The sequence below is a fragment of the Coprobacter sp. genome (assembly GCF_982436375.1).
This window is the reverse complement of record NZ_CEWDCG010000169.1, coordinates 1-6820: the sequence shown is the minus strand read 5'-3', so window position 1 is coordinate 6820 and position 6820 is coordinate 1. Positions and strand designations below refer to the sequence as shown.

At 38.6% G+C, this 6820-nt stretch carries 8 protein-coding genes; 4 read left to right on the top strand and 4 right to left on the bottom strand.

The annotated features are described in order from the left end of the window. The first annotated feature begins 102 nt into the window (after positions 1-102). The 3 genes from recF to AC1WHX_RS09425 are packed head-to-tail and all read left to right on the top strand — an operon-like array spanning position 103 to position 1955. Positions 103-1206 carry a DNA replication/repair protein RecF gene (gene recF, locus AC1WHX_RS09435; RefSeq protein WP_009318103.1) on the top strand — a complete coding sequence of 368 codons (1104 nt, stop codon included), beginning with the start codon at positions 103-105 and terminating at the stop codon, positions 1204-1206. A gap of 1 nt (position 1207) precedes the next feature. Further along, entirely contained in the window at positions 1208-1498 is a 291-nt protein-coding gene (locus AC1WHX_RS09430; protein ID WP_009318104.1) for a DciA family protein, read from the top strand. Between the two features lie 4 nt (positions 1499-1502). Further along, the gene (locus AC1WHX_RS09425; RefSeq protein ID WP_009318105.1) at positions 1503-1955 is read left to right on the top strand and encodes an acyl-CoA thioesterase; all 453 of its coding nucleotides are present in this window, start codon (positions 1503-1505) and stop codon (positions 1953-1955) included. A 46-nt stretch (positions 1956-2001) separates the two neighbouring features. Here the strand turns inward: AC1WHX_RS09425 and AC1WHX_RS09420 are convergent, their stop codons facing one another. From AC1WHX_RS09420 to glsA, 4 genes are all read right to left on the bottom strand, one after another. Further along, positions 2002-3111 (bottom strand): WG repeat-containing protein, encoded by a 1110-nt coding sequence (locus AC1WHX_RS09420; RefSeq protein WP_009318106.1) that lies wholly within the window; start codon positions 3109-3111, stop codon positions 2002-2004. Between the two features lie 101 nt (positions 3112-3212). Continuing rightward, positions 3213-3926, bottom strand: coding sequence for a phosphatase (locus tag AC1WHX_RS09415; RefSeq protein WP_278585219.1), 714 nt, complete (start codon positions 3924-3926; stop codon positions 3213-3215). A 77-nt stretch (positions 3927-4003) separates the two neighbouring features. Then, on the bottom strand, positions 4004-4948 hold the full coding sequence (glsB, locus tag AC1WHX_RS09410; protein WP_302545860.1) for a glycine N(alpha)-acyltransferase GlsB: 945 nt from the start codon (positions 4946-4948) through the stop codon (positions 4004-4006). Positions 4949-4970: 22 nt separating this feature from the next. Continuing rightward, positions 4971-5795, bottom strand: a complete 825-nt coding sequence (gene glsA, locus AC1WHX_RS09405; RefSeq protein ID WP_270738459.1) for a lyso-glycine lipid O-acyltransferase GlsA — start codon at positions 5793-5795, stop codon at positions 4971-4973. Between the two features lie 312 nt (positions 5796-6107). Here glsA and rsmH point away from each other — a divergent pair. Continuing rightward, on the top strand, positions 6108-6820 hold a 713-nt coding region (gene rsmH, locus AC1WHX_RS09400; RefSeq protein WP_481229227.1), incomplete at its 3' end, for a 16S rRNA (cytosine(1402)-N(4))-methyltransferase RsmH.

The window sequence follows — 6820 nt, the reverse complement described above, 5'->3', positions numbered from 1 at the left end:
CATCTACCCCCTTAATATCTTGTTTTTTATCGGGTTTTAACCACCAAATTCCCCTTAGAATAAAAAAGTTTATGTACGTTTGCATTTCAAACGTATATACGAATGATCTTATCACGGTTATCCATTATCAATTTCAAGAATATCGCACAGGCAGATCTTTCGTTCTCCCCGAATATCAACTGCTTTTTAGGGAATAACGGTATGGGAAAAACAAATCTGCTGGATGCGATCTATTATCTTTCGTTCTGCAAAAGCTACTCTCACATAGCCGACTCGCAAATCATCCGCCATGACGAAGACTTTTTTATGTTACAAGGGTATTATGATAATAACGGAAATGAAGAAGAGGTATATTGCGGGATGAAAAAACGTCAAAAAAAACAGTTCAAAAGGAATAAGAAAGAATACGGCAGGCTATCCGACCACATCGGATTCATTCCTTTGGTTATGGTTTCGCCATCCGACTCAGATCTTATTTTGGGAGGAAGTGACGAACGACGACGCTTTTTAGACCTTGTAATTTCCCAATTCGACAAGAACTACCTCGATACGCTTATTCGTTATAACAAAGCTTTAGCTCAACGGAACGCTTTGCTTAAGCAAGAGATCAAAGATGCCGCTTTATATGAAATATGGGAAGAACAGATGTCTGTTACGGGAGAAGAGATTTTCAAACAAAGGAAATCGTTTTTATCCACATTCATACCGGTTTTCCAAGAATTTTATACTTATATATCCGGCGGTAATGAATCGGTCGGATTATCTTATCGGTCACATCACGAACATGGAGAGCTATTCGCCCAATTGGCAGAAATAAGAGAACGTGACCGTATTTTAGGTTACACCACTCGAGGTTCTCATAAAGATGAACTGGAAATGACATTGGGAGAATATCCCATGAAACGAATCGGGTCACAAGGTCAGAATAAAACTTTTCTGATCGCCTTGAAACTTGCCCAATTCGACTTCCTGAACCGGAACGGATTCACTTCTCCGATTTTACTATTGGACGACATTTTCGACAAATTAGACTCCCAACGGATGGAGCGTATCATTTCTTTAGTCTCAGAAGAGCGTTTCGGGCAAATTTTCATAACAGATACCAACCGGGAATATCTCGACGAAATTATCCGTAAAACCGGACATGATTTTCATCTTTATCAGGTAATACAGGGAAATATCGAGAGTTTAAAGGAGGAGAAATAAAATGAAAAAGCAAGATGCCCAATCTATCGGAGAAATCATCGACCGAGTACTCAAAGAACAAAATCTTGATTTGAAGTTAGACGAAACCCGTCTTATAAAGGCATGGAATTCTCTGCTGGGCGAACAAGTCGCGTCTTATACGACCAAACTTTATATTCAACGGGGTGTTCTGTATGTACATCTCTCATCTTCTGTATTACGCAGCGAACTCAGTATGTGCCGGAATATGTTGATGGACAGACTAAATAAACAAGTAGGACGTCAAATTATAACAAACATAATATTCAGATAACTCTATGCAAGACATGATTTTCAAACATACGTTACCCGTACAACTCAGGTTCAACGACATCGATGCCTTAGGACACGTAAATAACTCTATCTATTTCACATTCTATGATTTGGGGAAAGCCCGTTATTTTGAAGAGGTAAAACGAAGTCCTATCAACTGGAATGATGCAGATCTTATCATCGCGAATATCAATGCAAATTTTTTACTACCGGTCTTCATGCATGAAAAAATAGCCGTGCAGACCGCTACAATATCTATCGGAAACAAAAGCCTGAAAGTTGCCCAACGAATCATAAATATCGAGACAAAAGAGATAAAAGCGACTTGTGAAACGGTCTTGGTCGGCTTTGATGTGAAATCGTCTTCGGCAAAAGAAATTTCCGATGCATGGAGAGAAGCTATTTCTTTTTATGAAGAACGGGATTTCTCTAAAAATTCACAAACCAGACCCGAATAAAATTTAAACAGACCTTTAAACCTTGTAATTACAGGCAAAAAGTTTCTTACTTTTTGCCTGTAGTAACACGTTCATAGCAAGATATTCCCCACACAGCATTCGCTTCATAGTCCCGACTCAGACCATTATATTGGGGATTTATCTCATAGCGGCCTTCCCTATTTATAAATCCGATATAATTCCCGACCCAAACAGCGGCTAAATTCCCGACAAAAGGAAGAGCCCGATCGAATTGGGGTTTAATAACAACAACCCCCTTTCTATCGATATACGCCCATTTCCCCTCAAAGAGCACAGGAGCTCTATCTCCGTCAAAAAAGCCAAAAGCTTTTTCAAAACGAGGAGTAATTACTATTTCACCGTCAAGATCACACCAGCCCCACAGATTTTCTTTAGACTTTATCTGAAACCATTTTCCATCATTACGCATCACCTCAAACTGAGGGTCAATAATATATCTCCCCTTCTTATCGATAACTCCCCACAAACCGTTCTCTTTCACTAAAGCCGCATCTCGATCATTAAAAGGCATTACTTCATCATAACGGCATTCAATAACCGCCTCTCCGTTTCTACCTATAAAACCCCATTTCCCTTTCGCATCCCGGACAGCTGCTTTTCCTTGAGAAAAAGACATTGCTCCGGAGTAAACCGGATCTATTATAGTTTCTCCTCTTTTATCGACATATCCATAACGAAGCTTTCCTTTTTCCCTAACCGAATAAAGAGCCATATCTTCATGATAAGTCTCTACACTTTCCGCATCTCGAAGTGTAAATTTCAATTCACCTTTTTGATTAATAGCACAAGGCGCTTCTCCCGGACGAACTACAAAAGCCATTCCTTCACGAAAGATCGTAGCTTGTTTATAAACAGCCGGAAGAACAAACTCTCCGGAATTATCAATAAACCCGATACGGGCGTCACGTTCGGCTGTCTGTACCAAAGCAATATCCTCACGGAAAAGCGAAACCGAAGGATATAGTCCGCTAAACTCCACTTTATCTTCAGCGTTTATATATAAACAGCTATCTCCGTACCAAACCGGAATAAGGGATACAGTTTCGATACGTCCCGATTGCAAATTACAAGCAGAAAAAACGAATAACGAAGCCAAAACCGTCCCCATACAATACTTTACTTTCCGAGCAACCATCTGTCTATAACTTTTATGTAATAACTACAAATATACGGTTTTGTTTCATATTTTTCATCGGAAATTTCGAACAGTCCATAAAACGGCAAGAACACAAAAATTTATACCCGTTTCAACCGGGCTTTAAATTCTTCTACTTTATCATTCATCACCAATGCTTCCGGAAACTCGGCTTCTCTCAATAAATCATACAATCTGTCATAACGAGCGATATCGAACGATATATGCGCATCACTGCCGAGAATAACAGGAACTTCATACTTTTTACACAGCCTTAAAATCTCCAAGTTATTTCTACGTGCAGCACTCTTATTACGGACAGGATTTAAAGAACTGTTGTTTATTTCAAGCAATGTACCGTATTCTTTAGATGCCAACACAATCGGCTCGAAATTCAAAAGAGCGGTTCCATCTCCGGGATGACTTATGATATCGATATGCGGATTGCTTATAGCTCCGATCACCGCATCGGTATTTTGATCTGCCGTTCCGGAAGAATAACAAAAAGAATGGATACCTGCGATACAAATATCCAAAAAAGAAAAGTAATCTTCCGGCAAATCCACATTTCCTTTATAGTCTACGATATTGGTTTCTGCACCTAACAGCAACTCTACGCCATACATTTTCCGGGGAACGACATGCAAATTCCTGAAATAAATCAAATCGCATGTTCCCGGAATACCGGGAGTATGCTCTGTTATTCCCAATAACCGCAATCGTTTTTCCGCAGCACTTTTCACCATCTCCTGCAAAGAACTGAATGCATGACCGCTCGCAATCGTATGAGTATGTACATCCAACAATATATCCATAAACAAATTAAATATAAAAGCAAAAAAGGACATCTTTATAAGATGTCCTTTTACAGACCTATTTCATACAACTTCGATTATATTATCTTTATATTTGATTTATCATATGTTTCGATATGCCGGCTTCTTTTTTCTTCCAGAATTTCATCCACGGCAATCAATATTCCCGACTCCTCCACATCTCCGAATTCATCATTAATAGCCGTCCCGAACATTCTCATCGTAGGAGATAAGCTCATATAAGCATTTACTAAAGGCGGAATATTGAATCCCAAAGATCTTACATATTGATTCAAGACTTTATAATCTTCTTTAAAATCGTCGTTTCTAAACAGTCCGGACATTTTTTCATAATCCATGTTGGTCTCCAAAGGCGTTCTCGGCCAGACTAAATGATCAGGATCCGGGAAATGCTTATTCAAGAAATAAAGAATCATATTGCGCCCCTCTGCAGAGAAAGTAGGATACATCGTCACCTTACCAAAAAAATATCTGATTTGCGGATATTCTACCGTCAAAGCGCCCAAACCGTCCCAAAGATTATCTAACACAAACAAACCCTTAGAACCCGAACGGGTAGATTGATACTCCAATGTCACAAACGATCGCCCTAGTTCCAAAGTGCTGGGCATATATTCATCAATAAATTTCTGAGAAAAATCAAACATATGAGAGGTCGCGATCATTGGATGTCCGCATTCATCATAACGGACATTTTCTCCCAATATAAACCGATAACCGCCCAATATTTCCCCAGCATCCGGATTCCATACCAAAAGCTGCTGGCACGGCTCATCCATCAGATCATACCTGTCTACATCGACCTCCTTTCCTGTCCCACCACCGGCATGACGAAATGCTATCTCTCGCAACCGTCCTATTTCTCTCATCGTATGAGGAGCATTAAAACAGTTGACGATATATATATCATTTCCCCCTTTACGAGTATGGCGAAGAAAGCGTTCCGGAGTAAGTTCGGCTTTGATCAGGTCTCTATCTATCGGCGCTATAATTTCTTCCATAATATCACTGATGAATTTCTTATCATTTTTTTAATTCGTACACCTTATCTTTCACAAACTGAGCCCATTCAAAAAGGCTTTTCGATTTATCAAAAGTTTGCCAAGGTATAGGCTTACCGATATGTATCACAAATGTTTTGTTTTTACTTTTAAACATTTCACTCGGCAAATATATCATTTCTATATTAAATTTCAATCCCAGTTTCTTACGAATACGAGCAAACCGATAAAAAAAACTGGAATTTAATCCCTCGAAATATATAGGAATCACATCCCTCTGAAACTGGATAGTCTTAGAAATAAAAGCTTTTTTCCATTCCAAATCGCAAATTCGACCTTTTTGTCGTCGAGATACCAATCCTGCAGGAAAAACAAACATTTGATCATCCGATTCATAGGCATTCTTCAATACATCGGCTGCATCTTTCGCCTGACGTCCATGCTTGTTTATCGGCAAAAACACAGGAGCTAAAGGTGCTACATTCATCAACAGATCATTTACCTGAACCTTAATATGAGAATTGTATTTTTTCCCGAACACAGATACCAAAGAAACACCGTCCAAGCCCCCCAAAGGATGATTCGATGCAAACGTAAATTTACCTTCTGCAGGAATATTCTCCTCTCCCTCCAACTTCACCTTTACATTCAACTCCGACAACAAAGCATCTGCAAAATCAACGCCTTTACAATCGGCATATTCCCGCAGAATATAATTCATCCGCTCCTGACAAATCGTTTTTTCTAAAAAACGATATACAAATCCGGGAATTTTTTTCCCGACCTCAGGAGCTTTTTTCTTAATAACCTTTTCAATATCAATCTGTATAGGCTCTTCCTTTTCCATTTTATCCATAAAAAGAGAAACAAAAATAGCATATATTTCTTTAACTCCCTTGAGCTTCATTCTTATTTTTTTAATTTTTATTCCTTATCTCTTAAAATTTTCAATATCGAATACCGTTTTTTCCGAAGATTTTACATCAAAAAAAACAATTTTCACATATTGTTTAACATTACAATAACCCACTATCCGACAAACCCTTGCAAAGCCATATTTTGTTGATAACTTTTGATAAAAAAATAAAGCTCCTATAAATAATTATTTATACCTTTATCGTCTAAAAACTATTTCATATTTATCGGCAATCAAGAACTTATGCAAAGCACTGTATATCACATACCTGCATTACTCAATGAATGTATCGAAGGATTGAATATCCGACCGAGCGGAACATATGTCGATGTTACGTTCGGAGGAGGAGGACATTCTAAAGCGATACTAAACTGCTTGGACGATGACGGACACCTATACGGATTTGACCAAGATGCCGATGCAGAGCAGAATATCTTACACGACAGCCGGTTCACTTTTGTCCGTAGCAATTTCCGTTTTCTTAAGAATTTCATGCATTATTACAATGTCGAAAAAATCGATGGACTATTAGCAGATTTAGGTGTTTCATTTCATCATTTCGACGATTCTGAGCGAGGCTTTTCTTTTCGGTTCGGCGGGAAATTGGATATGCGGATGAACAATCGGGCAGGAATTTCTGCCATTGATATTTTAAATAATTATGATGAAGAAAAACTATCGGACATATTTTACCTTTACGGAGAATTAAAAACCGCCCGGAAAATAGCTGCAGCAATTGTCCAAAAAAGAACAGGAGGAAAAATAACGAATATTGAAAATCTCTTAGAGATAATACATCCGTTCATAAACCGGAAACAAGAAAAAAAAGAATTGGCTCAATTATTCCAAGCTTTACGCATCGAAGTAAACCACGAAATGGACAGCCTCCGTAAAATGCTGACACAAGCAGCCGAGTTATTAAAACCCGGAGGGCGTATTGCTATTCTGACTTATCA